Source organism: Paenibacillus sp. TAB_01 (assembly GCF_043945595.1).
Lineage (GTDB): Bacteria > Bacillota > Bacilli > Paenibacillales > NBRC-103111 > Paenibacillus_S.
The window spans coordinates 99,700-125,000 of the sequence record NZ_JBIFNP010000002.1; the positions used below are offsets into that span (position 1 = coordinate 99,700).

At 47.1% G+C, this 25,301-nt stretch carries 32 protein-coding genes, 17 tRNA genes and 2 rRNA genes (1 of these 51 running past the window's edge); 4 read left to right on the forward strand and 47 right to left on the reverse strand.

Features of this window, described 5'->3' with window-relative positions; all coding sequences use genetic code 11:
* Position 1 precedes the first annotated feature (1 nt).
* The 26 genes from ACHHV8_RS33575 to ACHHV8_RS33700 all read right to left on the reverse strand — a co-directional run bounded on the left by ACHHV8_RS33575 (position 2) and on the right by ACHHV8_RS33700 (position 17,688).
* Complete coding sequence (locus tag ACHHV8_RS33575; RefSeq protein WP_395163818.1) at positions 2 to 1,810, reverse strand: phage terminase large subunit family protein; 1,809 nt, start codon at positions 1,808 to 1,810, stop codon at positions 2 to 4.
* Positions 1,791 to 2,345: a hypothetical protein gene (locus tag ACHHV8_RS33580; RefSeq protein ID WP_395163819.1), complete on the reverse strand. Its 555-nt coding sequence runs from the start codon at positions 2,343 to 2,345 to the stop codon at positions 1,791 to 1,793. Before ACHHV8_RS33580 ends, ACHHV8_RS33575 begins: the two co-directional genes overlap by 20 nt.
* Before the next feature lie 381 nt (positions 2,346 to 2,726).
* Complete coding sequence (locus tag ACHHV8_RS33585; RefSeq protein WP_395163820.1) at positions 2,727 to 3,350, reverse strand: tyrosine-type recombinase/integrase; 624 nt, start codon at positions 3,348 to 3,350, stop codon at positions 2,727 to 2,729.
* Between the two features lie 462 nt (positions 3,351 to 3,812).
* On the reverse strand, positions 3,813 to 4,160 hold the full coding sequence (locus tag ACHHV8_RS33590; protein WP_395163821.1) for a hypothetical protein: 348 nt from the start codon (positions 4,158 to 4,160) through the stop codon (positions 3,813 to 3,815).
* A 52-nt stretch (positions 4,161 to 4,212) separates the two neighbouring features.
* Positions 4,213 to 4,647 carry a hypothetical protein gene (locus ACHHV8_RS33595; protein WP_395163822.1) on the reverse strand — a complete coding sequence of 145 codons (435 nt, stop codon included), beginning with the start codon at positions 4,645 to 4,647 and terminating at the stop codon, positions 4,213 to 4,215.
* Positions 4,648 to 5,093: 446 nt separating this feature from the next.
* Entirely contained in the window at positions 5,094 to 5,330 is a 237-nt protein-coding gene (locus ACHHV8_RS33600; protein WP_395163823.1) for a hypothetical protein, read from the reverse strand.
* A gap of 20 nt (positions 5,331 to 5,350) precedes the next feature.
* Positions 5,351 to 6,382 (reverse strand): DNA cytosine methyltransferase, encoded by a 1,032-nt coding sequence (locus tag ACHHV8_RS33605; RefSeq protein WP_395163824.1) that lies wholly within the window; start codon positions 6,380 to 6,382, stop codon positions 5,351 to 5,353.
* Between the two features lie 511 nt (positions 6,383 to 6,893).
* On the reverse strand, positions 6,894 to 7,223 hold the full coding sequence (locus tag ACHHV8_RS33610; RefSeq protein WP_395163825.1) for a hypothetical protein: 330 nt from the start codon (positions 7,221 to 7,223) through the stop codon (positions 6,894 to 6,896).
* 36 nt (positions 7,224 to 7,259) lie between these two features.
* Entirely contained in the window at positions 7,260 to 7,778 is a 519-nt protein-coding gene (locus ACHHV8_RS33615) for a hypothetical protein (protein WP_395163826.1), read from the reverse strand.
* Between the two features lie 50 nt (positions 7,779 to 7,828).
* Complete coding sequence (locus ACHHV8_RS33620; RefSeq protein WP_395163827.1) at positions 7,829 to 8,014, reverse strand: hypothetical protein; 186 nt, start codon at positions 8,012 to 8,014, stop codon at positions 7,829 to 7,831.
* Positions 8,015 to 8,055: 41 nt separating this feature from the next.
* Positions 8,056 to 8,346, reverse strand: a complete 291-nt coding sequence (locus ACHHV8_RS33625; protein WP_395163828.1) for a hypothetical protein — start codon at positions 8,344 to 8,346, stop codon at positions 8,056 to 8,058.
* Between the two features lie 36 nt (positions 8,347 to 8,382).
* Complete coding sequence (locus ACHHV8_RS33630; protein ID WP_395163829.1) at positions 8,383 to 8,697, reverse strand: hypothetical protein; 315 nt, start codon at positions 8,695 to 8,697, stop codon at positions 8,383 to 8,385.
* An 11-nt stretch (positions 8,698 to 8,708) separates the two neighbouring features.
* Positions 8,709 to 9,251, reverse strand: coding sequence for a site-specific integrase (locus ACHHV8_RS33635; RefSeq protein ID WP_395163830.1), 543 nt, complete (start codon positions 9,249 to 9,251; stop codon positions 8,709 to 8,711).
* Between the two features lie 159 nt (positions 9,252 to 9,410).
* Positions 9,411 to 9,581: a hypothetical protein gene (locus tag ACHHV8_RS33640; protein WP_395163831.1), complete on the reverse strand. Its 171-nt coding sequence runs from the start codon at positions 9,579 to 9,581 to the stop codon at positions 9,411 to 9,413.
* A gap of 19 nt (positions 9,582 to 9,600) precedes the next feature.
* Positions 9,601 to 9,756: a DUF6906 family protein gene (locus ACHHV8_RS33645; protein WP_395163832.1), complete on the reverse strand. Its 156-nt coding sequence runs from the start codon at positions 9,754 to 9,756 to the stop codon at positions 9,601 to 9,603.
* A gap of 33 nt (positions 9,757 to 9,789) precedes the next feature.
* Positions 9,790 to 11,145, reverse strand: coding sequence for a replicative DNA helicase (gene dnaB, locus ACHHV8_RS33650; RefSeq protein WP_395163833.1), 1,356 nt, complete (start codon positions 11,143 to 11,145; stop codon positions 9,790 to 9,792).
* Positions 11,120 to 11,476: a hypothetical protein gene (locus ACHHV8_RS33655; protein ID WP_395163834.1), complete on the reverse strand. Its 357-nt coding sequence runs from the start codon at positions 11,474 to 11,476 to the stop codon at positions 11,120 to 11,122. Before ACHHV8_RS33655 ends, dnaB begins: the two co-directional genes overlap by 26 nt.
* On the reverse strand, positions 11,469 to 12,218 hold the full coding sequence (locus ACHHV8_RS33660; protein WP_395163835.1) for a DnaD domain-containing protein: 750 nt from the start codon (positions 12,216 to 12,218) through the stop codon (positions 11,469 to 11,471). Before ACHHV8_RS33660 ends, ACHHV8_RS33655 begins: the two co-directional genes overlap by 8 nt.
* A gap of 457 nt (positions 12,219 to 12,675) precedes the next feature.
* Positions 12,676 to 13,686: a DUF3102 domain-containing protein gene (locus ACHHV8_RS33665; RefSeq protein WP_395163836.1), complete on the reverse strand. Its 1,011-nt coding sequence runs from the start codon at positions 13,684 to 13,686 to the stop codon at positions 12,676 to 12,678.
* Between the two features lie 11 nt (positions 13,687 to 13,697).
* Positions 13,698 to 15,197 (reverse strand): PcfJ domain-containing protein, encoded by a 1,500-nt coding sequence (locus ACHHV8_RS33670; RefSeq protein ID WP_395163837.1) that lies wholly within the window; start codon positions 15,195 to 15,197, stop codon positions 13,698 to 13,700.
* Between the two features lie 14 nt (positions 15,198 to 15,211).
* A complete protein-coding gene (locus tag ACHHV8_RS33675) occupies positions 15,212 to 15,553 on the reverse strand; it encodes a hypothetical protein (protein WP_395163838.1) in 342 nt (113 codons plus the stop codon).
* Between the two features lie 53 nt (positions 15,554 to 15,606).
* Positions 15,607 to 16,344: a hypothetical protein gene (locus tag ACHHV8_RS33680; RefSeq protein WP_395163839.1), complete on the reverse strand. Its 738-nt coding sequence runs from the start codon at positions 16,342 to 16,344 to the stop codon at positions 15,607 to 15,609.
* A gap of 23 nt (positions 16,345 to 16,367) precedes the next feature.
* Complete coding sequence (locus tag ACHHV8_RS33685) at positions 16,368 to 16,748, reverse strand: hypothetical protein (RefSeq protein WP_395163840.1); 381 nt, start codon at positions 16,746 to 16,748, stop codon at positions 16,368 to 16,370.
* Positions 16,749 to 16,750: 2 nt separating this feature from the next.
* Positions 16,751 to 16,948 carry a hypothetical protein gene (locus tag ACHHV8_RS33690; RefSeq protein ID WP_395163841.1) on the reverse strand — a complete coding sequence of 66 codons (198 nt, stop codon included), beginning with the start codon at positions 16,946 to 16,948 and terminating at the stop codon, positions 16,751 to 16,753.
* Positions 16,949 to 17,037: 89 nt separating this feature from the next.
* Positions 17,038 to 17,370, reverse strand: a complete 333-nt coding sequence (locus ACHHV8_RS33695) for a hypothetical protein (protein WP_395163842.1) — start codon at positions 17,368 to 17,370, stop codon at positions 17,038 to 17,040.
* A gap of 84 nt (positions 17,371 to 17,454) precedes the next feature.
* Positions 17,455 to 17,688 carry a hypothetical protein gene (locus ACHHV8_RS33700; protein ID WP_395163843.1) on the reverse strand — a complete coding sequence of 78 codons (234 nt, stop codon included), beginning with the start codon at positions 17,686 to 17,688 and terminating at the stop codon, positions 17,455 to 17,457.
* A gap of 123 nt (positions 17,689 to 17,811) precedes the next feature.
* On the opposite strand from ACHHV8_RS33700, the gene ACHHV8_RS33705 reads away from it, so the two are divergent.
* Complete coding sequence (locus ACHHV8_RS33705; protein WP_395163844.1) at positions 17,812 to 18,045, forward strand: hypothetical protein; 234 nt, start codon at positions 17,812 to 17,814, stop codon at positions 18,043 to 18,045.
* A gap of 163 nt (positions 18,046 to 18,208) precedes the next feature.
* Here the strand turns inward: ACHHV8_RS33705 and ACHHV8_RS33710 are convergent, their stop codons facing one another.
* Both ACHHV8_RS33710 and ACHHV8_RS33715 read right to left on the reverse strand, forming a co-directional pair.
* Positions 18,209 to 18,526 carry a DUF771 domain-containing protein gene (locus ACHHV8_RS33710; protein WP_395163845.1) on the reverse strand — a complete coding sequence of 106 codons (318 nt, stop codon included), beginning with the start codon at positions 18,524 to 18,526 and terminating at the stop codon, positions 18,209 to 18,211.
* A gap of 28 nt (positions 18,527 to 18,554) precedes the next feature.
* Positions 18,555 to 18,746, reverse strand: a complete 192-nt coding sequence (locus ACHHV8_RS33715; protein ID WP_395163846.1) for a helix-turn-helix domain-containing protein — start codon at positions 18,744 to 18,746, stop codon at positions 18,555 to 18,557.
* A gap of 228 nt (positions 18,747 to 18,974) precedes the next feature.
* Between ACHHV8_RS33715 and ACHHV8_RS33720 the strand changes: the two genes are divergently transcribed.
* The 3 genes from ACHHV8_RS33720 to ACHHV8_RS33730 all read left to right on the forward strand — a co-directional run bounded on the left by ACHHV8_RS33720 (position 18,975) and on the right by ACHHV8_RS33730 (position 21,048).
* Positions 18,975 to 19,442 carry a helix-turn-helix domain-containing protein gene (locus tag ACHHV8_RS33720; protein ID WP_395163847.1) on the forward strand — a complete coding sequence of 156 codons (468 nt, stop codon included), beginning with the start codon at positions 18,975 to 18,977 and terminating at the stop codon, positions 19,440 to 19,442.
* Positions 19,443 to 19,458: 16 nt separating this feature from the next.
* Complete coding sequence (locus tag ACHHV8_RS33725) at positions 19,459 to 19,869, forward strand: ImmA/IrrE family metallo-endopeptidase (protein WP_395163848.1); 411 nt, start codon at positions 19,459 to 19,461, stop codon at positions 19,867 to 19,869.
* A 75-nt stretch (positions 19,870 to 19,944) separates the two neighbouring features.
* Positions 19,945 to 21,048, forward strand: a complete 1,104-nt coding sequence (locus tag ACHHV8_RS33730; RefSeq protein ID WP_395163849.1) for a tyrosine-type recombinase/integrase — start codon at positions 19,945 to 19,947, stop codon at positions 21,046 to 21,048.
* Between the two features lie 127 nt (positions 21,049 to 21,175).
* Here the strand turns inward: ACHHV8_RS33730 and ACHHV8_RS33735 are convergent.
* The 19 genes from ACHHV8_RS33735 to ACHHV8_RS33825 all read right to left on the reverse strand — a co-directional run.
* Positions 21,176 to 21,249 (reverse strand) — tRNA-Arg (locus tag ACHHV8_RS33735).
* A 7-nt stretch (positions 21,250 to 21,256) separates the two neighbouring features.
* A tRNA-Gly gene (locus ACHHV8_RS33740) sits at positions 21,257 to 21,330 on the reverse strand.
* A gap of 16 nt (positions 21,331 to 21,346) precedes the next feature.
* A tRNA-Pro gene (locus tag ACHHV8_RS33745) sits at positions 21,347 to 21,423 on the reverse strand.
* 6 nt (positions 21,424 to 21,429) lie between these two features.
* Positions 21,430 to 21,512, reverse strand: a tRNA-Leu gene (locus ACHHV8_RS33750).
* 8 nt (positions 21,513 to 21,520) lie between these two features.
* Positions 21,521 to 21,595, reverse strand: a tRNA-Gly gene (locus tag ACHHV8_RS33755).
* Between the two features lie 63 nt (positions 21,596 to 21,658).
* Positions 21,659 to 21,733 (reverse strand) — tRNA-Gly (locus ACHHV8_RS33760).
* 8 nt (positions 21,734 to 21,741) lie between these two features.
* A tRNA-Leu gene (locus ACHHV8_RS33765) sits at positions 21,742 to 21,821 on the reverse strand.
* Positions 21,822 to 21,834: 13 nt separating this feature from the next.
* Positions 21,835 to 21,910, reverse strand: a tRNA-Lys gene (locus ACHHV8_RS33770).
* Between the two features lie 7 nt (positions 21,911 to 21,917).
* A tRNA-Gln gene (locus ACHHV8_RS33775) sits at positions 21,918 to 21,992 on the reverse strand.
* Between the two features lie 17 nt (positions 21,993 to 22,009).
* Positions 22,010 to 22,085: transfer RNA gene (locus ACHHV8_RS33780), tRNA-His, on the reverse strand.
* 18 nt (positions 22,086 to 22,103) lie between these two features.
* Positions 22,104 to 22,179 (reverse strand) — tRNA-Thr (locus ACHHV8_RS33785).
* 63 nt (positions 22,180 to 22,242) lie between these two features.
* Positions 22,243 to 22,319: transfer RNA gene (locus tag ACHHV8_RS33790), tRNA-Asp, on the reverse strand.
* A gap of 45 nt (positions 22,320 to 22,364) precedes the next feature.
* Positions 22,365 to 22,441, reverse strand: a tRNA-Met gene (locus tag ACHHV8_RS33795).
* 15 nt (positions 22,442 to 22,456) lie between these two features.
* Positions 22,457 to 22,532 (reverse strand) — tRNA-Val (locus tag ACHHV8_RS33800).
* Positions 22,533 to 22,544: 12 nt separating this feature from the next.
* Positions 22,545 to 22,619, reverse strand: a tRNA-Glu gene (locus ACHHV8_RS33805).
* Between the two features lie 19 nt (positions 22,620 to 22,638).
* Positions 22,639 to 22,727: transfer RNA gene (locus tag ACHHV8_RS33810), tRNA-Ser, on the reverse strand.
* 3 nt (positions 22,728 to 22,730) lie between these two features.
* Positions 22,731 to 22,806, reverse strand: a tRNA-Asn gene (locus ACHHV8_RS33815).
* Between the two features lie 43 nt (positions 22,807 to 22,849).
* Positions 22,850 to 22,966 (reverse strand): 5S ribosomal RNA (rrf, locus tag ACHHV8_RS33820).
* A gap of 180 nt (positions 22,967 to 23,146) precedes the next feature.
* Positions 23,147 to 25,301 (reverse strand): 23S ribosomal RNA (locus ACHHV8_RS33825); it runs 795 nt beyond the window's last position.

The following is a 25,301-nucleotide window of genomic DNA, read 5'->3' on the forward strand; positions in this document are numbered from 1 at the left end:
CCTACAATCCTTTACTAATCACACGCCGCTTTTTGCCAGCACTGCGGGCTGGCTTCGGAATCAATGGGGCATCCTCCAGCTTAGGATTCAAAATTTCAAGGGCAGCCGTGTTATATACACGTAAATCCAGCGGTTCATTTCGGTCACGGACCTTCTTCCACACCTGATAGGCAACCCCTTGGCGGTACCGGGTCACCAGTTGCTCGGCTGTCAGTCCTTTGAAATAGGCTTCGTTATACCCTTTGTTCTTCGGAAAATGGCAATAGCCGGGGCCTTCATCGACTTGGAGCCTGGATAAAACCTTTGCCTTTCCTTCATCCACACCGAGATTAAAGAGAATGGCCTTTTCTCGCTTGGTCCGTGTATTGCCATTAAGAAATGGAACGTACTCCCCATTTTGTGACCCTTTCCCCTTAATGGCATAGATACGGCGGGCTTCTCGGGCTGCACAAAAGCGGTACACCTCTGTTGTGAAGTGACCGCCGGAATCCATGCAGGTAATGGCAATTCCCATTTTCTGCCCTTTGGCATTATCCCAGGTACGGGAAAGATATTCGTCGAGCTCACTCCAAACCTTGGCTTGCTTTAAGTCCCCCCGGATTTGATGATATTCAATGCCCCAGGATTCCTTCCCAGACCCCCAGCCGATGACCTCCACTTCAAAACGATCATCCTGCACGTCGACGGCTGCTGTCAGCACCTTGACCGGATCCGGAACATCGTGGTCGTATTTCTCCAAGCGCTTGAGCAGCTGTTCTTCTTCTACTTTCTCGCCCTGTTCTTCCCATGTTTCACCGAGAGAGGTATTTGTCCAAACCTTCAATGTCTCGGGGCCGTTTCGCTTGGCCTCGAAGAATTCTTCGACGATGGTTTCCCATTGTTTCCATGGGCTTGCAAACTCGTTCAGATGAAAGCCGCGAACCTTAGCATTCTTCTTCCGCGGAATCCATTTGCCCTCTTCCGGTCTCCATTCCTGTTTGGAGTGCAGCGTGCCGCAGGCCCTGCAGGCATGGTCAGCTTTGGTGCAAATCTGCGTCTCCTTGTCGTATTCAAACTTGATTTGTTCCCAAGTAAGCGGCTGGTATTCGCCGCAGCTGGGACAAGGTAAACACCATTGCTCCATGGAACTCCCTGAATAAAGCCCCTCGATCCGGGATGCACCTTTCGTCGTTGGCGTGCTGACATAGATTTTCTTTTTATTCCAGAAAGTGTTTGTCCGCTTGGAAACTAGCGTGACCGGATCCCCTTCGGCGCCAGCCGATACAGGGTACCGGTCCACTTCATCACACAGGACGATCCGGATCGGACGGCTCGCAAGGGAGGCCGGCGAGTTCGCCCCCGCCAAGGTAATATGGCCGCCAGGAAAAACTTTGTGCAGCAGCGTATTCCCGCTGTCCCGGCTCTTAACGTCCTTCACTTTCCCGCGCAGCGCTGGCGTATCCCGAAGCATGGGAGCCAGCCGGTCTTTTGAATAGGCTTGGGCCAAATCTAAGGTCGGCTGCACAAGCATGAGCGGCGCCGGGTCGTTATCGATGTGATAGCCAATGATATTAAGCAGGAATTCCGTCTTCCCGACCTGGGCTGACGACATGACAATGATCGTTTCTACCTCGGGGTCATTGGTTGCATCCATGATCCCCCGTTGATACGGTGCCCGTTCCGTTCGCCATTGGCCCGGCTCGGCTGATGCTTCCGGGGAGAGTTTACGGTAATCGTCGGCCCATTCGGAAACGGTTAAGTCCGGTGGCGGTGCCAGAAGCAGTGCAATCTCTTGAAAGAGCTTGTGTGTCTTAGTCGGAATGGTCATCATCGCTCAACTCCACATATTCCGTGCTTTTGGCGTAGAATACCTGGGGATTGTACTCAGATAGCTCCATTAAGGCTTCGCGTACCTCTTTGGTCAGCAGGTTCATAATCGCCGGCAGCTTGCATCCAACGAGCTGCGGCGCCAGCTTGGCCGGTAGCGCCATAATCCGTGAACGAAACGCCGCGAGCATATCGTTCATGACGAATTTCACATCTTCCGATTTGTGAAGATCCCCCCGCATGACTGAAAGCTCGATTTCTGCTATCTCGCGCTTGGCTTTTTCGTGGCGTGCCCGTTCATCGAAGTAATCTACACTGCCGGCATCCTTCGCCCCTGATTTATCTTGCAGCGTCCGGATGTAATTCTGAATACTCTCCGTTGCCTTGTACTTTCCTCGGGCTGCTTTGACGAGAATCCCTTCCTCTGCCAGCTGCTGGACTCTCCTTGTACCCAAATTGAGCATTTCAGCAAGCTGGATTCCGGTTAAAACCATTTCGTTTTGCACGGTTTTGGCCGGGCTCTCTTTCGCCTTTTTCATGGATTCTCCCCCCTTTGGAAAGCACAAAAAACCTTGACACTGCAAGGCTTTTGGGCATATGGATTTTTATACACGCGTACGCATAAAGAAACGAAACGATCAAAAAAAATTTGTGCCTAGACGGATTTTGGGCTCACGCGCACCCGCAAGGAATTGAGGCCCAGAAGGACCCGTAAATTTCCAAATTGGGCGCCGATTGGGGCTCGATTTACGCCTGCTTTCGCACGGTTTATCCCACCGATACCACTATCTGTAAATATTTATTCAGTACATCATATCTTTTATTTTGATGCACTCTGTCAGCGCCGAAATCCCTTGTCCTGACTGGATTCTTTCAAAGCTCATCGTCCGAGTGCAACATGTTCCCAATTTGATGCACTGCTACAGATGCCAGCCTCTCACGCTGGAATTAATGTCATCCTGAATAATCCCAATGTACCGAAGCAAATGGTACTCATCTTGATGTCCAAGCAAGTCCTTGAGGATGGCTGTGTTCTTATTCTTCTTATAATGATGGTAAGCAAAGGTCTTTCGAAGGGTATGGCAGCCTACACGTTCTAGCCCGTACTTCCGTCCGATCCTGTTAACGATCCGGTAAGCAACGCTTCGGTCAATGTGCTTGCGAACGCCATCCTCCTTTTTCTTTTGACGGGATAGAAATAAATACTCGTGATTTTCCCTTCCGTCCATGAGGGGGCGGAGCTCACGCCGTAACCAATCCGAGATAGGCAGGGTTATTTCCTTCCCCGTCTTCGTCATGCGAATGTATAAATCTGCTCTCTTCAGATCTCCGACCTTAAGCTTCAGAATGTCTGATATTCGAAGGGCTGAGTTGATCCCCAGAATAAACATTCCATAGTTCCGGAGTGAGCTTTTTTTAAGGTCTTGTTTGATCGACTCAAGCACATCCAGATCACGAATAGGCTCAACCGTGTTCATGCCGACTTTTTTATGCTTAGGCTTAGGTTTCGTGTTCGGATTCAGCTTTCGTTTGCGCTTTAGCATTCGGCACCCCCGATCTGGCACCTGGCCTGAAGCATACTTGCTTAGTGCCGGTCCACTCACCCCATATGCACCCTTTGCATCGATCCGGCTGCTGAGGCAACGGTGGATCTTTAGACTTCTTCTTCTTCACGCGACTCCCTCCCCTTGTCCTTTGCGTGATATCCCAGCACAAAAAAGAGCCGCTCTTCGCGACTCTCTGCACGTACACAACTTCATTCCTCCAGCAGCGCCCCCGGTCTTAACAGGAGCACTGATCAAAGAATAAATAAGGGGCTTCGAACCCCACCTCATCTCCACACCATTGCGGTAAACGCTACGGTCCTATTTCAACCCCCAGCGTGGCCGAGTGCCTACAATGATAAAGGTACAGTAGACATTACCTGCATAGCGTGCTATGCTCTATGCGTCTACTGTACCTTTAATTTGGCGACATTTTGCCGCCGCGTTACCGTCGTTTTACCGTCATTTTTTGTCGAATTGTCCGCAATATAACAGGGCGTTTGCAATAACGAGTATGCCAGCCTCAAGTTTACGTTCTACTGTCCGTTCACTCATACCCCGAGCGGCAAAATGCCTGACTGTTACCTTATTAACGTTTCCCTTGATGTAGCGGTATACCATGATTTGTTTCATCTCTTCATCTAAAAATGTCGAAAATGCTTTTTCTATATTGGTAAGCGTTCGAAGATCCTCTTCTGACGTTTTATCTGGGAAAGTTTCGTGAAGTCTTTTTGCCTCTTGGTACTGTTCGAGATATTCTTTCGTTCGTTGGTATTCGTCTTTCGCGGCCACCGGGATCAAAAATAGCAATGCTACCGACCTCCTTCACAGGTGTAAATTGCCAAACGCTTGTGAATTTGGATTAACTCCCGGCATGTTGTCTGTGCGTTTCTTCTTCATTCAATATTGCAAAATTCAATTGTGTTTTCGTCATACCTAACTGTCTTGCGAGAATCCTGCGATCCACATCCTTATATTTTTGAAAATGAGCTTGCTGTTTCGGAGTGAACCGCGTATCTGACAAATTTAGAAGCTTTGGATCAATTTCAGGTTTCTCTTTCCATATAGAACGACCACGCTTCTCGACCATTTCATAAGGAACATTTGTAACACTGAACACATAGTACCGTTTCCGACCTGTCCTTTCCAAGATCCCATAATTTACGAGTCTTTTCAGCATGTGATACATAGTATCGATATTCATATCCAATTCTTCAGCAATTGTTGAAATATCTTTTTTCGCCTTTAATCCCTCTACGAGTTTAGCTTCGTTGGGTAATAACAGCAAAATGTTCATCTCTAGGTCCTTCCTTTCATATTCAACTTCGCACTGGCACAATATTCTTGAATATTCTTACAGGAATCCCATCCCTAAATATCGTATTTATATAGATCAAGGGACGAGGTGACTATTATATTGAGAAAAATATTTGTCGGCTGCTTTGCCGTCGCTGTTGCTTTTGCATTGCTCTCTATAGCAGCAAAGTTTCTAGGTTAAACTTTCCCAGCACACTTTTATTGGACGAGGTGATTCCAATAGCTAAAAAGAAAGCACGTCGTCAAAGCCAGCTTACAATATCGCAATTCCTGCTAGGTCTAGCGTTGTTCGCCGTCCTCATGATTGGAGTCTACTTTTATCTTGACTATGCTTGGGACAATACTTTGGAAAGAGCTAAGAATTTTAAAGTCGGATAGCTTCTCGAACTTAGCTCTTTCTAAGTTCCTCAATATTCAATATGTCCGTCATCCAAAAGACGGTTCTAAGACAATCTTTCCATCGGTATATTCGGTCATATAAAACTCGCAGCCATTCACCTCACAAGTAACAATATCCCGATATTCATCATCTGGATCATTGATCGCGGAACCCGTACTTGTTTCTTCTCCGCAGCACGGACATTTAACGTCCTTGATGCTATCAGCCAAGACTTTGATATAAGCTTCCAATATTTCTTTGTCACTTTTATCTGGCTTTCCCATTAGATCATGTCCCTCCATATTCAGCGAATGTTCATCGCTTCGATCTCCATAATTGCTTTAAAGATTGGGTAAATCTGCTGCGGCACTACGGCGTTTCCGAGCGCTTTAAGTCGGTCCACCCGATTGGGAATCCCATTAGCCACTCGACCCACATCGGGTTCAGTTGACCACTGTTCCCATCCCGAAGGAGTGCCCCAGGCACCGAGTCTCTGTCTATATGTGAAGGGGGCAGCGTGCTGTTCTTCGCGTCCTGCGCTGTTGGCGTCGGAAACATCCGAACTACATCGTTTAGATTGGGGCTCCAACCTTGTTCCCGTTTCCGCTGCGCTCTTGGTCCGCTCGGATCGTCGCCACTCCTGTAATCCCGCGCTTGAGGTGTTGGTAACATCTTCACTGCCGTTGCCAGTCCATCCCCAGCTTTCGCCGATGACCCCTTCCGATTGTAGTTCCCGTTCACCGTTGGAGTCGGCCACATCTGTTTTGCCTCCTGATATGACGGCCTGCGTGGATCGTTCCCTGAATATTTTGCCTGCTCCATGTCGGCCATCGTTGCCATGCTGTTGGTTGGAGTGGGCAACCACAAAAACTCTGTCTCTTCGGTGTGGAGCATTGACGGCTGCAGCTGGAATAATAAACGGCCGCGCGGTGTATCCTTCACCTTCCAGGTCAGTAAGCACGATGTCGAGGCCCAATGTGACATGTCCAGCAACATTTTCGCCAACAACCCAACGTGGTCGGAGCTCTTTAACCAAGCGGAAATATTCTGGCCAGAGGTGACGGTCATCTTCCGTGCCTTTTCGCTGCCCGGCATGACTAAAAGGCTGGCAAGGGTATCCCCCGTGAATAAGCTCAATTGACCCGATTCCATCAGTATCTAACCTCTCTTTCGATAAAGTTCGAACATCCTCATAAATAGGCACGCCCGGCCAGTGCTTTCGCAACACCTTACGCGGAAATTCTGCCCACTCGCAAAATGCCACCGTCTTGATGCCGGCCCACTCGCAGGCAAGATCAATTCCGCCGATGCCGCTGAATAAACTCAGTGCTCTCATAGGCACCTCCATGTCCCTCAATATTCATCTTGTCCGCCGCCACAAATGTATTGTAAAATAATTACAATACTAAATCGGAAAGCGGTGATTAAAGTTGTTAGATACCAATACGATTAACTATTTGTACAGACTATCGACTTACGATGGTGATCCTTATGACGATTACAAACAGTCGTTAATAAATGCTGGTATGACCGAAGCAGATGCGACACATGAAATGGCGTTGTACATGAATACGATTTGCGACCTTATGGACTAGCGGGACTTTGCCCGCTTTTCTTATGTCTTTCGATATTCAGCGAATGTTCGTAATCATTTACTTAAAATACCAATACCTTCGATGTACCCGTGAAGCTTGAATACATTACCCATGTTCATACCGCTTTCGGAAAAAACATCATTCGAGGAATTGTCAATATATCCCGATCTCCAAAAGTCGGTTTCAGATAATTTATAAGAACATGTCACATATCTGTGCTTCATTTAATGAGCCTCCCATGTATTTCCGTATTCAGCCTGCGTTCCTCTGCCGGAACCATGCCCGCGAAGCTTTAATCAGTTCATCGATACCTTTGTTTTCGATATTGATAAGCACAAGCTGCGGAAGCTCCTTAAATCCGCTTTTGGTTGGGGTAAAAAATTCCTCTTTGAATCCAAGGGTATCGATGTTGATTGGAACGTCATCTTCATTAGCTATCTTGGCCGCTTCTTCTTCGGTATAAAGACCTGCGGTCTGGAGAACGGCGGTATATCCTTGCCGATCTGATCCCCAAAACAGGTGAGCATTTCCACCGAAAAACATATCCTTATGACGAAGAGAGACAATAACGTATTTTTTCATGGAATCCTCCTTCATGTTCCTCAGTATTCAAGCTGTTCATGGCGTATAGCCAAGGAACTCCTCGTTTGAAAACCATTCTGCTTCGCCATAAGTGAAGACGAATTTTGCAATATCTATCTCTTTCCCATCCTTGGATACCACGGCTTTGATTTCATCCAAAGGAACGCCAATCTGCTGTAATTTCTCGATGTTCTCCGGCTTGTTCTCGATCATACAATAATGCAACACGCCGCCGTGGCAATCGTATTCGGTTAATCCAAATGAATTTAGAATATCCAATTTGCTATCCTTATCTAGTCGTTCTTCGCCCGTTGGTTCAAAAATCCATTCATTGAACCCGCAGTTCCCGCAATCATCCGCAGGCTTCTCTGCATTTAGCAATTCTTTGTTGATCGTACCTCCGCAGTTACCACAGAAGAATATTCCGATCTCATCATTAGATTTAGATTGATAGGCTGCGACTCCGTACCATAACTCGATTTCATAGAGCTGCACACCTTTATCTTTCAAAACTTGGAGAGCCTTTTTCACTTCTGGATCATTTAGCAAACTCACGATAAGTTCCTCCTTATGTCCTTGATTATTCAATCTTGCCCGTAACTCCATTACTCGATAATATTATTTCTCGCAGCATAGCCGCCTCTTAAATGAGCCTGTCTAAACACATAATCAAGTGCTCTTTCAAGCGCACCCTCTTTGTTAAATGATACATCCGATTCGTAACCATTAATCGCCATTTCCATTACAGCTTTCTTGAACTCCTCAATAGTTTGCTCTGACATTCTAACCATTCCATTTATCCTCCAAGTCCTTTAATATTCATGAATTTCCGTTACCAGTTCGTGCTATAAACGATGAATGGGAGCGAAACGCCTTTGCAATATGACTTGAAAAATTCTCCGAGAGTGGATTCTTCAAGTACGTTCCATCCAGGGTGCTTCTTAAACCACCAAAGGGACTCGCCGCCTTCTGCGGGCTCTTGAATGTAGACTGGCGTGTCATCTGACATCACTGCCATTGATATGATTTCCTCATCTGGAACTTCATTAACGAAATGATTACGTGCACTCTCTTCACTTTCCGCCCAAATAAAGTCCGTTGCGTTAATCACATGCATTTTCATTGAAAAACCTCCCATGTATTTGATTATTCAAGCTGTTCATGGCGTATAGCCAAGGAACTCCTCGTTTGAAAACCATTCTGCTTCGCCATAAGTGAAGACAAATTTTGCAATATCTATCTCTGTCCCATCATTGGATACCATGGATTTGATATCATCCAAAGGAACTCCAATCTGCTGTAATTTCTCAATATTCTCCGGCTTGTTCTCGACCATACAATAATGCAACACGCCGCCGTGGCAATCGTATTCGGTTAAGCCCAATGAGTTTAAAATGTTCAGCTTTGCGTCTTTATCGAAAGCTAAGTAACGTTCTGGATTAGACTTATTTCGTAAAACCATTACTGGAATCATATAATCCCTCCCTATAAATGGAAGCCGCCAACGGCCTCGTCTATAATATCCTGGTTAATCCCGATGTACCGCAGCGTGATCGACGGCGCGCTGTGATTGAATATTTGCTGCAGCAGCGCCACGTCTTTATACTTTCGGTAAAAATGATAGCCGAACGTCTTGCGCAGCGTATGCGTCCCGACCTCCGAGAGCCCGACTTCCGCCGCCGCTCGGTTAAGGATGCGATAAGCCTGCGTCCTTCCGATATTCTGCTTGGTGCGGTACGAAGGAAACAACGGCGCGTTGTCCGGCATGCCTTTGGTGTACTGGTTGATGATCTCGCGCAGCTCCGCGTTGATCGGGAAGCGGCGCATCTTGCCGGTCTTGCGTTCGCGGTGCGTCAGATGAGACTTATTCCGCACATCTTTGACATGTAGCCGGAGCAGATCACCGATCCGCAGCCCGACGTTGATGCCCATGACTAACAAAAACCAATCGCGATCGCTTTGTTGCCGGAGTACGCCTTTCATCTGCTCCAGCTTTTCCGTGTTTCTGATTGGCTGAACAAACTGCATGGCTCTCCACTCCTTTTAGGTATCCTGGGTCCAGCAACCTTTCATTCCACATTTCGGGCAAGGCTGAATCTGAATGAGTTCTTTTGCGTACTCCTTCTTCTCGCCGCAGCAGACTGTTACCCATTTCATTTCGCTTCACCTCGCAAGGGGAAAAATTATTCATTGAATGACTTCACAGTCATCTTCATCAACCCAACTATAGCCAGCTTCGTTTTCCCAGATAATAAATTCCGTTTTACCACTTCTGTTTTTTTGTGTCCTGATGACGGTATACTCAGTCCCTTCCCGACCTTCATACCATCCTTCGCCGTTGATAATTTTTATTTTCACTCATGCACACCGCCTGACTTCAAGCCTTTTGAAGCTTCCGAACCGTATCGGTGTTTCGATGAATTAAAACGAGCTCTGCTGGAGTGTCCCTTTCGATCAACCAGTTATTAACATTCAGCCCAGCTGCCTTTATTGCTTTCTTCTGCTTAAGTGTTGGATTTTTCCCCTGTTTCATTTCGTTCCCCGTCCTCTCGTTTTCTATGCCAATCTAGGCCACACTACTCTGCTCCAAACTCAGAAACTTATTATATTTTTTGATAAAGGCCAGCTCCACCGTGCCTACCGGGCCGTTCCGTTGCTTGGCGATGATGATTTCGATAATGTTTTTCTTCTCAGTTTCTTTATCGTAATAGTCGTCACGGTACAGGAACGCAACAATATCGGCATCCTGTTCGATTGCTCCGGATTCCCGCAGGTCAGACATCATCGGGCGTTTGTCCTGGCGCTGTTCGAGTGATCGACTGAGCTGTGACAACGCAATAACCGGCACATTCAGTTCTTTAGCCAAAATTTTGAGTGCCCTAGATATTTCAGTGATTTCTTGCTGCCGGTTAATTCCACTTCGATGCACGGATTCGATCAGCTGCAGATAATCAATAATGACCATGCCAAGATCATACTCTTTGGCCAGCTTGCGGCATTTGGCCCGAATCTCCATAACGGTTAAACCTGGGGTGTCATCTATCAAAATTGGGTATTCATCCATCATGGATATGGCGATGGTCAATTTCTCCCAGTCTTCACCTTCCAGATGTCCCGACCTGAGGCGTATTCCATCGATATGGGCTTCAGCGCTTAACATCCGGTTGCCGAGCTGTTTTTCACTCATTTCAAGAGAAAAGACGGCGACTGCCTTCTTGCTTTCTTTGGCCGCGTTTCTCGAAATATTCAGCGCAAAAGCCGTTTTCCCAACAGAAGGGCGAGCTCCAATAATGATTAAATCACTATTTTGAAATCCTCCCGTCATCCGATCCAGGTCTCCATAGCCTGAAGGCATACCGGTTATGCCTGTCCCGTCTCGATTGAGGTACTTTTGTTCAAGATCCTCATAGCAGTCCTGAAGGACACTCCCTAAACGGCGAGGCTCCTTCGATTTGGTGTTTCCTCCGCTCAACTGCTCCAGCTTATTTTGAGCAGCTGCAAGGGTTTGACTTGCATCCTCCGTGTCAAAGGCCGATTCGGTGATTTCGTTTGCTGCAGCTATGATTTCCCTTTGCCTGAACTTCTCGTTAACGAGGTCAATATAATGGCCTATATTCGCGACCGTAGGGATCGCATTGGCAATCCCGCTGACATAACCCGTGCCGCCAACCTCTGTCAGCCATCCCTTCAACGTTAGTTTATTTACGAGTAGGATCAGGTCGATCGGGTTTTCCTCTGCGGCCAGCTCTTTTATGCACGCATAGATTTTCCTGTGCTGGGGTATATAAAACGCACTCGCCTGAACGCTTGTAAGTACCTGATCGGTGATACTGGGCTCTGAAATAATCCCGCCCAATATGGCTTGCTCCGCCTCCGGATTATGAGGCACGGGACGATCAAACTGTTCTGCGATTTTTCGCAAGCTGACGCATCCTTTCCCTTGCAGATTCGGGGATCTCTCCGCCAACACTCATTTTCAGACGGTCGATTTCCTCCAGCATTTTGCGCGTTTCCTCCGCATTCGGCACATAGTTTCCTTCCCGATGTTCCGGCTGATCTGCCAGTGCGCCAGGATGTGGCGGGTATTTGTTCGATGCTATGGAAGCGTAATGCTTCAGGTTCGCGAGCGCTTGATGATACGGCACTTTTTCAAGGACCCCATACCAAGCAGCTGCTTTTTCAGGCTCGCCGGTGAACGAAGGGTAATAATAAACAATTTTTTCAAACAGTTGCCAAATGTCTGCTTTATTCATGTTCGCGCTCGCGCTCCCTTCTCGCTTGCTCAGCAAAATAACTTGCCTTGTCTTCCCGCTGGCTGCTGCCCTGCGGCTTATTCTTTCTCGCATCGTAAGCTGCATCGTTTGCCTTCGCTTGGCCCAATGTCCGAACGCCGGATTTAAAGTAATCATCCAATATCCGGGTAATAAATTTGAAATTATAACCCGTTGATGCGAGCGCAGCCCTCTCGATGGCATGTATGACAACAGCTTCCTCCATGCCGTCTTGATCGATATACGCCCCAAGGGTTTGGCTTTGGAACGGATTACACGCAACACCGAAAACACGTTCATGTGCTGCGTAATAGGATTCATAGGCCCCTTTTTCATAAGAAGATGAAGAGGAAGAAGAAGAAATAATAATGGATGCGGTTTGTGACGCAGTTTGCGCTCGGCTTGTGACGCAGTTTGTGGCGTGGTTTGCGTCGCTTAAACCGTCACAAAACGGAATAATCTTATATATCGCGGACTGCTGTCCGGTTCTGCTCTGAAAATCAATTCTGCCTGTTTGCTGTAATCGGTGACGCGCTCGGTTGATCGCATCCTTCTTTAAACCCGTTTTATTGGAAAGGGTTGATACGGCCACAGTAAACTCGTCCGGCCATCCAGCCCGATTGCATGTGTGCATCAAAGCGTGCCACAGTACAATAGCTGAATCAGTCAACGTGTTTGTCTCCAGCCAATCATAGAAGGCGGTGATCTCCTTGGTATAGTCCACCTCATCACCTACTTTGCTCGTGAAGATAGTTGAAATCGTTCATGCCTATACTACTTGGTTCATGAGCTCGCGCGGGATCAGCCGCACGTCCTCTCTGTTCTTTAGCTTGCTTGATCTGTCGTATAGGGGTACATAACGGTGCTTCAGGTCATCCGTCCCCATTCCGGCATTTGCAGAGTAAAGGAAAGCAGCAGGCTGCTCTCCTTCCTCTACAGGCACGGCATATTGAGCACACCGAGACTTGCTTAGCAGTATGGCAAATGGGTATGGTCTGCTTGTCCAACGCTTTGAAGATGGTATGTAGTAAGGCAAACCGCTGGCAATGACCTCCGCTTTGGTATATCGTCCTTGTTCGTTAGGCATGTTGATCCTCCCGAAATATGCTATAATAATAATTGGAAGTTTTTGTTCTCTCCCCATTCGGCTAAATGTGGGAGAGTTTTTTGTTTTTCAGCTTTCATAGCAAGCTGCGGAGCTGATCAATCACCTTGGTAGCGGCTGTTTTCAGCTTGTTCTGCTCTGCCTGCTCCGCCACGGCCGCAATCGCCTTAACCAGGGCATCCCCGTCTTTAACAATTTGCTCTATATGGATTTTGGCTTTTAGAAACTGCTCATTGTTACTGCGGGCCAACTGCTGGTTCATTTTATCCAGTTGTTCCTGCAGGGCTTGCTTTTCCTTAGCGGCCTGTTCCGCAAGCTCCTGTTCGCGCTGCTGCAACCGCTCAGCGACTTCACGCTCGGCCTCAGCCTTCACATCATCCAATTGTTTCTGAAGCTCCGAAACCTTGGTCTCCTGCTCGGATTTGTTCTTTTCCGCCTTCCGGATTTCGGCTTTCAGCTTGGCCATTTCTTTGCTATCCCCGGCCTTTTGTGCTTTCTCCAGTTCGGCTTGCACAGCAGCAAGCTGGTCATCAAGCGCGCGTTTTTCCGCAAAGGCTTCATCCAAGTTTTTGGATACCAATTCACGGGCAGTTTTTGCGGCTGCCGCTTGTTCCTCCGCAGCCCTCGCGCGTTCCTGTTCCTCTGCGATCCGCTTTTCCAGCTCTTTTTTCTCTTTGATGGCTGCCGCCAATTCCCGGCTGGACATCTCAGCTGCATTGTTCTCTTCAACAAATTGTTCCCGTTCTTCAACAGGAAGCGACAGCAAGGCAACTGCCTGAGAATAGTTTAAACTTGCTAGAGCTTGGGAATTGCCAAACTCAGAGGCGACCTTCATGAAGTTGTTTGCCGAGGACTGGCTATAATTCACGTTATCGGACAACCATTTTGCCCATTCACCATGAGCTACGAGGGCTTTGGCCTCATGAAGCCGATTTCCGATTTCAATAGCTGACCGGAGAACATATTGCCGTGCCTGGTCATCAATGCTCCGGATTTCAGCGGCAATGACCTCCGGCGTTCTCAAGGCAATTCCCGTCTCCGCTGCTGGCACTACTACCGATGCTTCCTGTTTTGGTTTTACCGTCATACTACAGCCGCCTATTTTCGCTTTTTAGCTTTTAATTTAGTTTTGACAAATCTATTTACAACATCGTTAACTTCTTCTGTCATATCGCGATTTTTCAGACCTCGGCATTGCCGCACGGCCGTGAATGAACACTCAAGTGTATAAAAAGGGGTATCCGGGGATGCCAACCGACGCACGACGAATAGATTTGTTTTCCCTTCAGCGTACTCTTTGGCATACTGGCCTACGCAATGATTCAGTTTCTTGCCTTCTGCGAAAAGCTCATTCAAGGAAGCGATAGGTCGTATGACCAACCCGTTATATTCATAATTTAATTTCTGAAGATCCTTCGAACGAATTTCTATTTTTTTCATTAGGATACGGTCATTTTTTAGTTTGATCCGCTTGGTGAGTTTCTGGTGTTCAACATGCAAATCATTTGGGAACAAATAACGTTCCTCTTTTAAGTCCATTCCAAGCGTTCGACACTGATTAAGATAATCTTGATAATCACGAAACACATTTTGAATGGAGGAACCATCCCGACGATGTTGCCTTAACAGATAAGACAGTATTTGTTGCTTTGAAGCTACTTGTTCCATTTTCTTGAATGCTTCTGCGTATTGTTTATTGTCAATTTGGACTTGAACAAACGCTTGCTCTGCTGTAAGGCTGCCGCCTGATCGTTTATGACTCTGAAAATATTTAAGTGTTTCTGGGTTGAACGAAAGCCCAGACCGTCTAATCTCTTGGATGTCAACTCGACTGATCCGTAACACCTTATCGATTGTTTTTCCGCGCCAATGAACAGCCCCATGCGTATACTCCTTGTACAACTTTGCCCATACCAACTTTTCGAATCCAAGTTTTGTAAGATACTCTATACACGGATAACGAGAATAAAGATCAAAAAATTCGGTCATATCAGACACATATCGTGGATTCCTATATTTTTTATAGTTCTCCCAAGTGGAGTATTGAAATGGAGTGCCTTTCACTGCTTGACGGATATTTCCGAAAGACACAAATTTATGATAGCTACCATAATATTTATCGAATGCGGAATGAACTGTAACCATTTTCGTATAACCATGCCAATATTCACTTTTTCCTGGTTCGAAGAGATACATATTGATGCAGTTATACTTTGTCTCGACCTTAGTGTAATCATCTGTATAGTTTCTAAAAACCGAAATCACTCTTGCTGTAATTGCGTGAGGATTAAGTTTAGACTTTTCATACCAGATGAGAACAGCCTTGTCTTCCATGTATTTACGACTCACTCCCGCAGCCTGAACCTTACATCTTGACTTGCAGTTCGGGCAAACAGCCAAATCAGATTGCTTATGTTTTAGGTGCTTTGAAGTACGATGCGTTTTGCCGCAATGAGTACAATATGCGTATTGCACTCCGACAACGGATTTTACGAAAAGATAACGACTATGTTTGAGCACGGTTTCGGACACATAGCGAACAAGAGACTTACTGATCTCGGGATTGAAGTGCGCTCGGAACGATTGGTAGTTGTTCATTTCACCCTTGCCCCCTATAACAGCAGCTCGTCCAGATCGACCTTGAGACCGATTTCCATCGGCTCCGGCTCAGGCGCTGGTTTTTCTTGTTTGATACCGTAATACTCCAGTACGATAGCCATGCCCTCATCAGGATCAAGCACGGCCATGTTACCGACTTTCACCTTTTCAGCAGCTTTGCGCATGGCATCGAAGCTGCCCTTAATCGATTTTCCCTCCGCGCTGAAAAGCTCTGCTTTATCCGGGTTCTCACGAATGTACTTCATCAGCTGACCGCCGACATAGGCATACATTTTGTCTTTGGCGTTGTCGCCTATTTCCTTTTGAATTTGACGAAGAGCCGCTTGTATTGGCATGACGTTCCCTCCTTAAACCAAGGGCCATGCGGCCCCTGGTATGTATAGATCAGTTAGCCAACGATGACGACTTCTTTGTTCTCTACGCGCTCCCTAAGATTGGCGAAGAGGAATTCCTTGATACGTTGGATAGCAACCACTTTCCATGCCCCGCCGTCCGCCTCGAAGAGTGCAACTTCGGGCCCTTTACGCATCCGTAGGACAAATGCAGACAAAGGCTGCTCGATCTCCACGAAAGTACGGAACGGCTTGAGGTAAACAGGGTTAGGAACCGCGACATTCTCCACTGTGGCAACTCCGGTTTTGGCCGCAACCGACTGACTGATCCCATCGTCACCATAGGACATGACCTGCTCATCCTTAACATTACCAACCAACTTTAGTACGCTTTCCCGATCATTGCGCAACTCTTCGATGCTTCCAGGAACAAAACAGCTTTGAAGCATAACATTGAACGATTCCAGATCAGCGTATTCGTTGAACCTGATCCGTGGAAGCAATGCCGTTGCCTTGATCAATGTGCTCCGATCCAGATTGCCATTGAGGCCGGTAAGCACATGAACCTCTGTAGGCGAGATAACATGTACGATGACGGGAAGTCTGCTGTCAAAGTCCGAAAGCAGATACTCGACGATGCCGCTGAGATTATGAACTTCAATGTTACCGATTAACGGCGTTTTGATCTTGGTCAATTCCGCGCTGGTGTACGTTTGACCGTTAATATCGACCGTTTGGATCGGTGCAGTATGCTTGGAAAGGCTTAAAATTTTATCGATTGCTTCTTTAATCAAGGGGATCTCCTCCAATTTTTTAATTACCTGAACGGCGACATATTGACCACCTTACCTAAAGGTGCGCCTGTGCCATCGACAATATCTCCATTGTCGTCAACCGCTGTCTGATTTCGGTCTTTGCTCATTCTCAACTCCTGCATGACAGCGTTGCCCTCATTGTCATAATCAAAAACGAAAGCTGACGGCAACCCTTTAGCAGGAGCTAGCGATGATTTGACGTTGATCTCAGCATCACCGAGTTGCCTTGCATCGTTCGGCTTGATCGATATTTCAATGGTCAGCTTCCTGACGGCATCCGGCTTCGTGTTGGGATCCAGTACATTTTCCGCGATTTTGTTAAGCTCACGCTGAATACGCTCCGATGCACCACCGCCTGCCAATTGATCGATGCTAATTGACATGTTTACCACCCTCCCCTCTTTTTCCGTTCCAGTGCTGGACGGCGTAATATAGCTGCAACGTCTCGTTCGGAGATAATAAACTCTGTGCTACCATCATGAAAAACGATCTTAGCAAGGCAACGAGCTGCACCCCATGTATCCAACACTTCGGCAGCTCGTCCATCATGAAGTCGAATGTGATCGTCTTTTAGCAGCAACATGTCATAATCCTCCTTGTATCGGCCGCATCGCAGGCGGATCAGCTTTCTAATCCGTCTGCGATAGAGCCGACGCTCCATCGTCTAGCGCACTATCTCTCGCCTACTTGAGGCAATTCGTACCTGAGCACCATTTGAGCATAAGTCCGAGCATGGAACTCGACACGTGCCGCCTCGATGCGCTCTGCCAGGATTCTACCCATTTGGGCATTCAGCTTAAAGCCGGCTTGCTCGTCCTTCTCAGCCATATATTTGAGTGCGTGTTCAATCAGTTTCATTTCCATTCCGTCAAAAAAGACCGGATGCTTGCCTGTGATAACACCGCTGTTTTCAATACTGTTCAGATGTGTTATATTATCCATAGTGATTTTGCTTGAGGGCCCTTCCGACAAAGGGCCTTTTTTATTTCCAACAGCTCCGCTCATTTACCCCACCGCTTTCTAGTTAGATATGCCGCGTATTCCAAGCAACAAAGCTTCTCGCCCTTGCTCAAACCCATCCATATTCGTTTAGTGGTTAGCATGAATGCCCTCCTGCCCAGGCATGGGTGCAACCTCTTCGCCTAGATGTTCCAGTGAAATCCTGATATGCTCCAGGGCCAGATACGCGTTGTTTACCTCTTCATCGGGCCTCTCGTTAGCGGTCAGATAAACGATACATGTCGCTGCTTGCTCTTCGGCCTTCCGAAGAGCTGCCGCCAGTTTGTCCCGACGGCGTTGATCGTGGATATTGGTCATCTGCATAATTTTCAGTGAGCCTCCATTCAGGTGCATTCTATTTTCAAGGATTTTGCAGGTTTTTTTCCTCACTAGTCGAATATTGGAAGTTGTTTAGACTCACAAATTCGATGAAAGGAGATAGACATCTTGAAGGACAGTCAATTTGAAGATCCAATTGTTGAAATCGTAGAAGTCGTATCTGAGGAATCAGCAAATGTTTATTTAAAAGACAAATGGATTCTTCTCGAAACGGGTTTCGCTATTATTGATTCTACCCCGTCGTTCTTATACTCTTTGGGACTCCCGCAATCCGTAAAGAGACAAAGACTTATGAACGAAGAGTACGAAGTTAACATGCGGCGGATAATGAAAGACGAGTAATCATTTTTTGTTCTGACCGAGAACATAATGAAACTTCCCGCAACTGGCGCCTACCATCAATAGGCGCCATCCTTCTTTCAACAGGAAATTAACCTCGTTAACGTTGCTCGTTTCTTTTACTTCTGAAATGCAAGATAATGGCATGGTGCCCCTCCGTTCCTCTTTAAGAAAATATGTCCTTAAACCGTTTATCCAAGAAATCAGCCATGCGAGCCGCATGAAAGGACCAATTTTGGCCCTTTGCCTTGGGGTAGAATACGAACCCACCTTGCTCAACATCCAAAATCTTTTTAAACCGCGGCTGGAATAAAATATTTTCTTTAATCCAAACCTGACCTTTGCTCACCCGATGTTCCAAATCTTGCATAGACCAATAAATGCCGGTAAGTTCTTGTTTTTTTAACTCTTCAAATTCTACCTTGCTGATTAAAACAGAATCAGCAGGGATCGGAATCGAGAGTTGCACGGTTAGTTGTTGCATTTCATACATCTCCCAGGATCAATTTTCCTTATACAGTTTCGATTTTTATTTCCAGACCAAGAGCCCCACATGTTCGGTTAATGGTCGTTTCATTCCATCGGCGCTTACCGTCCAGTAAGTTGTGAATATATTGCGGCGTGTAACCAGTTAAGCGCGCAAGATCAGAAGGGCTTAAATCACGACTCTTTAGTATTTTTTTTACCGACTCTGAAAAATCCATCTTCCTATCACCCCCTTGATTAAATATTATCCTATTTGATTAATACATACAAATAACAAAATTAATCAAATAGGAGTATTTTAAAGCGAAAACACTCTTAATTCAACTTTTTGCGCCTATTTACTGAAATATGCTTCGTTTTGCTCAATTTTTAATCTATTTGTTTATTGATCATTTAACTAATAGATGATAAGATAATAATAAATAGATGAAGGGTTGTTAGTTTAGATGAATATTCCATCGCATCGAATAAGAACAATAAGAAGAGCTAAAGAGTTAAGTGGGACCGAAATCGCTGATAAGTTAGGAATATCTGCTCAATACTATTACAACATTGAACGCGGAAAACGAAATTTAAGTGCGGATGTTGCTGCTGGCTTGTCAAAGATATTTAATGTTAGTGCTGATTACTTACTTGGCCTTTCAGATGATCAGAATGCATCTGTACCCACTGATCAAATAATCGCTGAAAAACAAGAACCCTATTATGCTATCACTGCGAAAGACGAGAAAGACATTGCTAAAAAGCTTGAAGCCATGATGGAGGAACTAGATTCGGATTCGGCACTTTCTTTTTTGGGGGAACCGATGGATGAGGAAGACCGTGAACTACTTCGTATTTCTTTAGAAAACACCCTGCGTATGTCGCGTGAGATGGCGAAGAAAAAGTTCACTCCGAAAAAATATAGAAAATAATTCCGGGGGCATCGTGATGGAGAGAAAAAAAGCTCGGGAGCTCATTATCTCTCATGGAACTAATTCACCTTTGAAAATTGCATCAGAGAGAAAAATCGAGATTCTTTACGAAGACTTAGGGAAACATACATGGGGTTACTACACTCGCATAAAACGAATACCCTACATTCATATTAATAATAGGATCACTTATGAATGTGTTCTGTATACCAGTGCACACGAGTTGGGACATGACGTTCTGCATCCGGATGTAAATGTACCATTCCTCAGGAGCAATACACTTCAATTAGCGGACAAGTTGGAACGCCAAGCACATCGCTTTGCCGTCTACCTCTTGATCGGGGACAATCAACCTGTACCAGGCGAGACAAAACACCAATTTCTTTTACGTTGCGGGGTACCAGAGATGTTTCATACTTTTTTATGAACTTTGCGCTTTCCAGCCGCAAGGCTGTTTAAATATGCCTAAAATCAGAACATATGTTTGTTGGGAGGAAGTAAATTGGCATCGTTTCAAAAACGTGGAAAAACGTGGCAGTATACTATCAGTCGAACAGTCAATGGCAAACCAGCGCCGATACGGAAAGGAGGGTTTATTACCAAAGCCGAAGCAAAAGCCGCCGCGGTAGAAGTAGAAAATAATTTGAATAGGGGAATTGTTCCTCACCTTAAGCCCGAGCCATTTGACAAATATTTCGCAAATTGGATTGAAGTTTATAAAAAAGGAATTGGGAAAAATACTCTTGCAAGGTATTTGACATCTCAGCAAACCGTGGAAGAAAATTTTGCAGGCATCGCAATACAGAATATCACCAAGCGATCGTACCAAGAATTTTTAAACAAATACGCAGAAAACCATGCCAAAGACACAACACGCAAACTTAACACGCATATACGTGCTTGCGTTCGCGATGCGATCGATGAGGGACTTATCCAAATGGACTTTACCCGCGGCGCTGTCCTATCCGGTAATGTGCCGTCTAAACGTCCTGAAGAAAAACACCTTAACTATTTTGAAAGCAAACGCCTACTACGCGCCTTGGACAAGCCAAGAGAACTGTCCCATTATCTTATTCTACTAGGTCTCACATCAGGAATGCGCTTCGCGGAGATGGTCGGCTTGACCCGTTCGGATTTTAATTTTGAAAAAAATGAACTCACAGTTAACAAGACGTGGGGTTATACCAGCAAGATGCACGAGGGATCTGGGGCTACTAAGAATGAACAATCTATACGTAAAATCAAAATGGATAGTACGACCATGGCCGTCTTCAAAAAGTGGTTTGATACCGTCCCCGATAATATCCACAAACTCGTTTTTTTTAGTCCATCTTCAAAATATAAAGTTCTTAGTAACGTTGCAGCAAATAAGACACTGGAAAATTTGTTAAAGAAACTTAATATTGATCCTATCAGCATACATGGCCTACGCCATACTCATGCAAGCATCCTACTTTACAAAAAAGTCTCAATCTATTACGTCTCCGAAAGACTTGGACATGGGGACATTGATACGACTATGAAGCACTATGCTCACATCATCAAAGAACTTAGGGAACAGGATGAAAAGATGACGGTCGACGTATTTAGGGAATTGGCTGTGTAAAATATGTGTAAAAATAATTTTATTCATATGTTATTTATCGTCATTTTAAAAGTAAGAAAAAACCGCCAAAACCCTTATGTATCAAGGCTTTTAGCGGTTCTTAAATTGTTATTTGATTTCTTGAATACGTCCCAGGAGGGATTCGAACCCCCGACCGACGGCTTAGAAGGCCGTTGCTCTATCCAGCTGAGCTACTGGAACATAAATATGGAGCGGGTGATGGGAATCGAACCCACGCTACCAGCTTGGAAGGCTGGAGTTCTACCATTGAACTACACCCGCTCGCTATGGAATTAAGTGGTCGGGACGACACGATTTGAACATGCGACCCCCTGGTCCCAAACCAGGTGCTCTACCAAGCTGAGCTACGTCCCGAAGATATGGTGCCGGTAGAGGGACTTGAACCCCCACGGTTTCCCTCACGATTTTGAGTCGCGCGCGTCTGCCAATTCCGCCATACCGGCTCATTTAATGGAGCGGAAGACGGGAATCGAACCCGCGACCCTCGCCTTGGCAAGGCGATGCTCTACCGCTGAGCCACTTCCGCATACTCCAATGATGAGACAAAAGAAATCATACTATAATTGATTGCAAAATGCAATGCTTTTTTTGGAGCGGAAGACGGGAATCGAACCCGCGACCCTCGCCTTGGCAAGGCGATGCTCTACCGCTGAGCCACTTCCGCAAAAACAATGCGCGTAGAGGGACTTGAACCCCCACGGTCGCCCGCTAGATCCTAAGTCTAGTGCGTCTGCCAATTCCGCCATACGCGCGCTTAAGTAAAAATGGTGAGCCATGTAGGACTCGAACCTACGACACCCTGATTAAAAGTCAGGTGCTCTACCAACTGAGCTAATGGCTCAAACTAATGGCTGGGGATCTAGGATTCGAACCTAGGCATGACGGAGTCAAAGTCCGTTGCCTTACCGCTTGGCTAATCCCCAATAGTTTGGGTTGAAAATGGGGCGATCGATGGGACTTGAACCCACGAATGCTGGAGCCACAGACCAGTGCGTTAACCCCTTCGCCACGACCGCCATATTCAATTGTTACAATGGTGCCGTCGAGAGGACTTGAACCCCCAACCTACTGATTACGATTCAGTTGCTCTACCGATTGAGCTACGACGGCAGACATAATATTACACAACCAAAGCCAACCAACAATGAAAAGGATAACACGACAGCAAATAAATGGCGGAGCCGACGGGATTCGAACCCGCGGTCTCCTGCGTGACAGGCAGGCATGTTAGGCCTCTACACCACGGCTCCACACTTGAATTTTCAAAGCAGGATAACCTTACTTCAAAAATAAATTGGTTGCGGGGGCAGGATTTGAACCTGCGGCCTTCGGGTTATGAGCCCGACGAGCTACCGGGCTGCTCCACCCCGCGTCGTTATACTTTATATGGTGGAGGCTGACGGGATCGAACCGCCGACCCTCTGCTTGTAAGGCAGATGCTCTCCCAGCTGAGCTAAGCCTCCATGGGACAATAATGGTGACCCGTAGGGGATTCGAACCCCTGTTACCTCCGTGAAAGGGAGGTGTCTTAACCCCTTGACCAACGGGCCTTGCTTTAAAGTATTGCTACGGAGAGAGAGGGATTCGAACCCTCGAGACGCTTGTGACGCCTACACGATTTCCAATCGTGCTCCTTCGGCCAGCTCGGACACCTCTCCAGATGGCTCCCCGAACAGGACTCGAACCTGTGACAACTCGATTAACAGTCGAGTGCTCTACCAACTGAGCTATCAGGGAATGAAAGTTCATTGGATAGCACAGGGTGCTATTTAAATAATTCGCTTGGCGACGTCCTACTCTCCCGGAACCCTTCGGTTCAAGTACCATCGGCGCTGGAGGGCTTAACGGTCGTGTTCGAGATGGGAACGCGTGGTTCCCCTCCGCCATCATCACCAAACGATGTGCTTTCGTTAGAAAGCTGGCTACGTAAGCCTGGGATTTTTCGAAGCGTTGCTTCTTCGAAAACGCTGCAAGAAAATATCCATCCCTATAAAGGACATGCAGCTATTTGTTTCAAGGTTGTTACCCTGAAAACTAGATACGAAACAAGCATACATCCTTCTTCTTTGCTGTTCTCTTGGATAAGCCCTCGACCGATTAGTATTCGTCAGCTCCATACCTTACGGCACTTCCACCCCGAACCTATCTACCTCGTCGTCTTCAAGGGGTCTTACATACTGGGAAATCTCATCTTGAGGGGGGCTTCACGCTTAGATGCTTTCAGCGCTTATCCCGTCCGTACGTAGCTATCCAGCCGTGCTCCTGGCGGAACAACTGGTACACCAGCGGTACGTCCATCCCGGTCCTCTCGTACTAAGGACAGCTCCTCTCAAATTTCCTGCGCCCACGACAGATAGGGACCGAACTGTCTCACGACGTTCTGAACCCAGCTCGCGTACCGCTTTAATGGGCGAACAGCCCAACCCTTGGGACCTACTTCAGCCCCAGGATGCGATGAGCCGACATCGAGGTGCCAAACCTCCCCGTCGATGTGGACTCTTGGGGGAGATAAGCCTGTTATCCCCAGGGTAGCTTTTATCCGTTGAGCGATGGCCCTTCCATGCGGTACCACCGGATCACTAAGCCCGACTTTCGTCCCTGCTCGACCTGTTTGTCTCGCAGTCAAGCTCCCTTATGCCTTTGCACTCTTCGAATGATTTCCAACCATTCTGAGGGAACCTTGGGGCGCCTCCGTTACTTTTTAGGAGGCGACCGCCCCAGTCAAACTGCCCACCTGACACTGTCCCCATACCGGCTTACGGTACCAGGTTAGAACTCCGATACGATCAGGGTGGTATCCCAACGTCGCCTCCACCCAAGCTGGCGCTCAGGCTTCTCAGGCTCCCACCTATCCTGTACAGATCGTACCAAAGTCCAATATCAAGCTGCAGTAAAGCTCCATGGGGTCTTTCCGTCTTGTCGCGGGTAACCTGCATCTTCACAGGTATTAAAATTTCACCGGATCTCTCGTTGAGACAGCGCCCAAGTCGTTACGCCATTCGTGCGGGTCAGAATTTACCTGACAAGGAATTTCGCTACCTTAGGACCGTTATAGTTACGGCCGCCGTTTACTGGGGCTTCGGTTCATAGCTTCGGGGTAAACCCCTAACCACTCCCCTTAACCTTCCAGCACCGGGCAGGCGTCAGCCCGTATACTTCGCCTTGCGGCTTCGCACAGACCTGTGTTTTTGCTAAACAGTCGCTTGGGCCTTTTCACTGCGGCCCCCTCGGGCTATTCACCCTACCGAGGCACCCCTTCTCCCGAAGTTACGGGGTCATTTTGCCGAGTTCCTTAACGAGAGTTCTTCCGCGCGCCTTAGCATGCTCTGCTCGCCTACCTGTGTCGGTTTGCGGTACGGGCACCTTCTCCCTGGCTAGAGGCTTTTCTTGGCAGCCTGAACTCATGACCTTCGCTACTGCAATTTTCGCTCCCCATCACAGACCAGCCTTACGATGTGCGGATTTGCCTACACACCAGCCTCTCTGCTTGGACGGACATCCATCAATCCGCGTCACTATCCTTCTGCGTCACCCCATTGCTCATAACGGTTCACGGTGGTACAGGAATTTCAACCTGTTGTCCTTCGACTACGCCTTTCGGCCTCGCCTTAGGTCCCGACTTACCCTGAGCGGACGAGCCTTCCTCAGGAACCCTTAGGCTTTCGGCGGATCAGATTCTCACTGATCTTTTCGTTACTCATACCGGCATTCTCACTTGTATGCTGTCCAGCGCTCCTTACGGTACACCTTCTACCTACATACAACGCTCCCCTACCCAAGTGCAAATCTTGTTTGCACGAGCCATAGCTTCGGTGGTGTGTTTAGCCCCGTTACATTTTCGGCGCAGAGTCACTCGACCAGTGAGCTATTACGCACTCTTTCAATGGTGGCTGCTTCTAAGCCAACATCCTGGTTGTCTTTGCAACTCCACATCCTTTCCCACTTAACACACACTTGGGGCACTTAGCTGATGATCTGGGCTGTTTCCCTCTTGACAATGGATCTTAGCACTCACTGTCTGACTCCCGGGATAAAGTATGTGGCATTCAGAGTTTGACTGGACTTGGTAACCCTTGGCGGGCCCCGCACCCAATCAGTGCTTTACCTCCACTACTCATCTCCCGAGGCTAGCCCTAAAGCTATTTCGGGGAGAACCAGCTATCTCCGAGTTCGATTGGAATTTCTCCGCTACCCCCACCTCATCCCCGAATTTTTCAACATTCGTGGGTTCG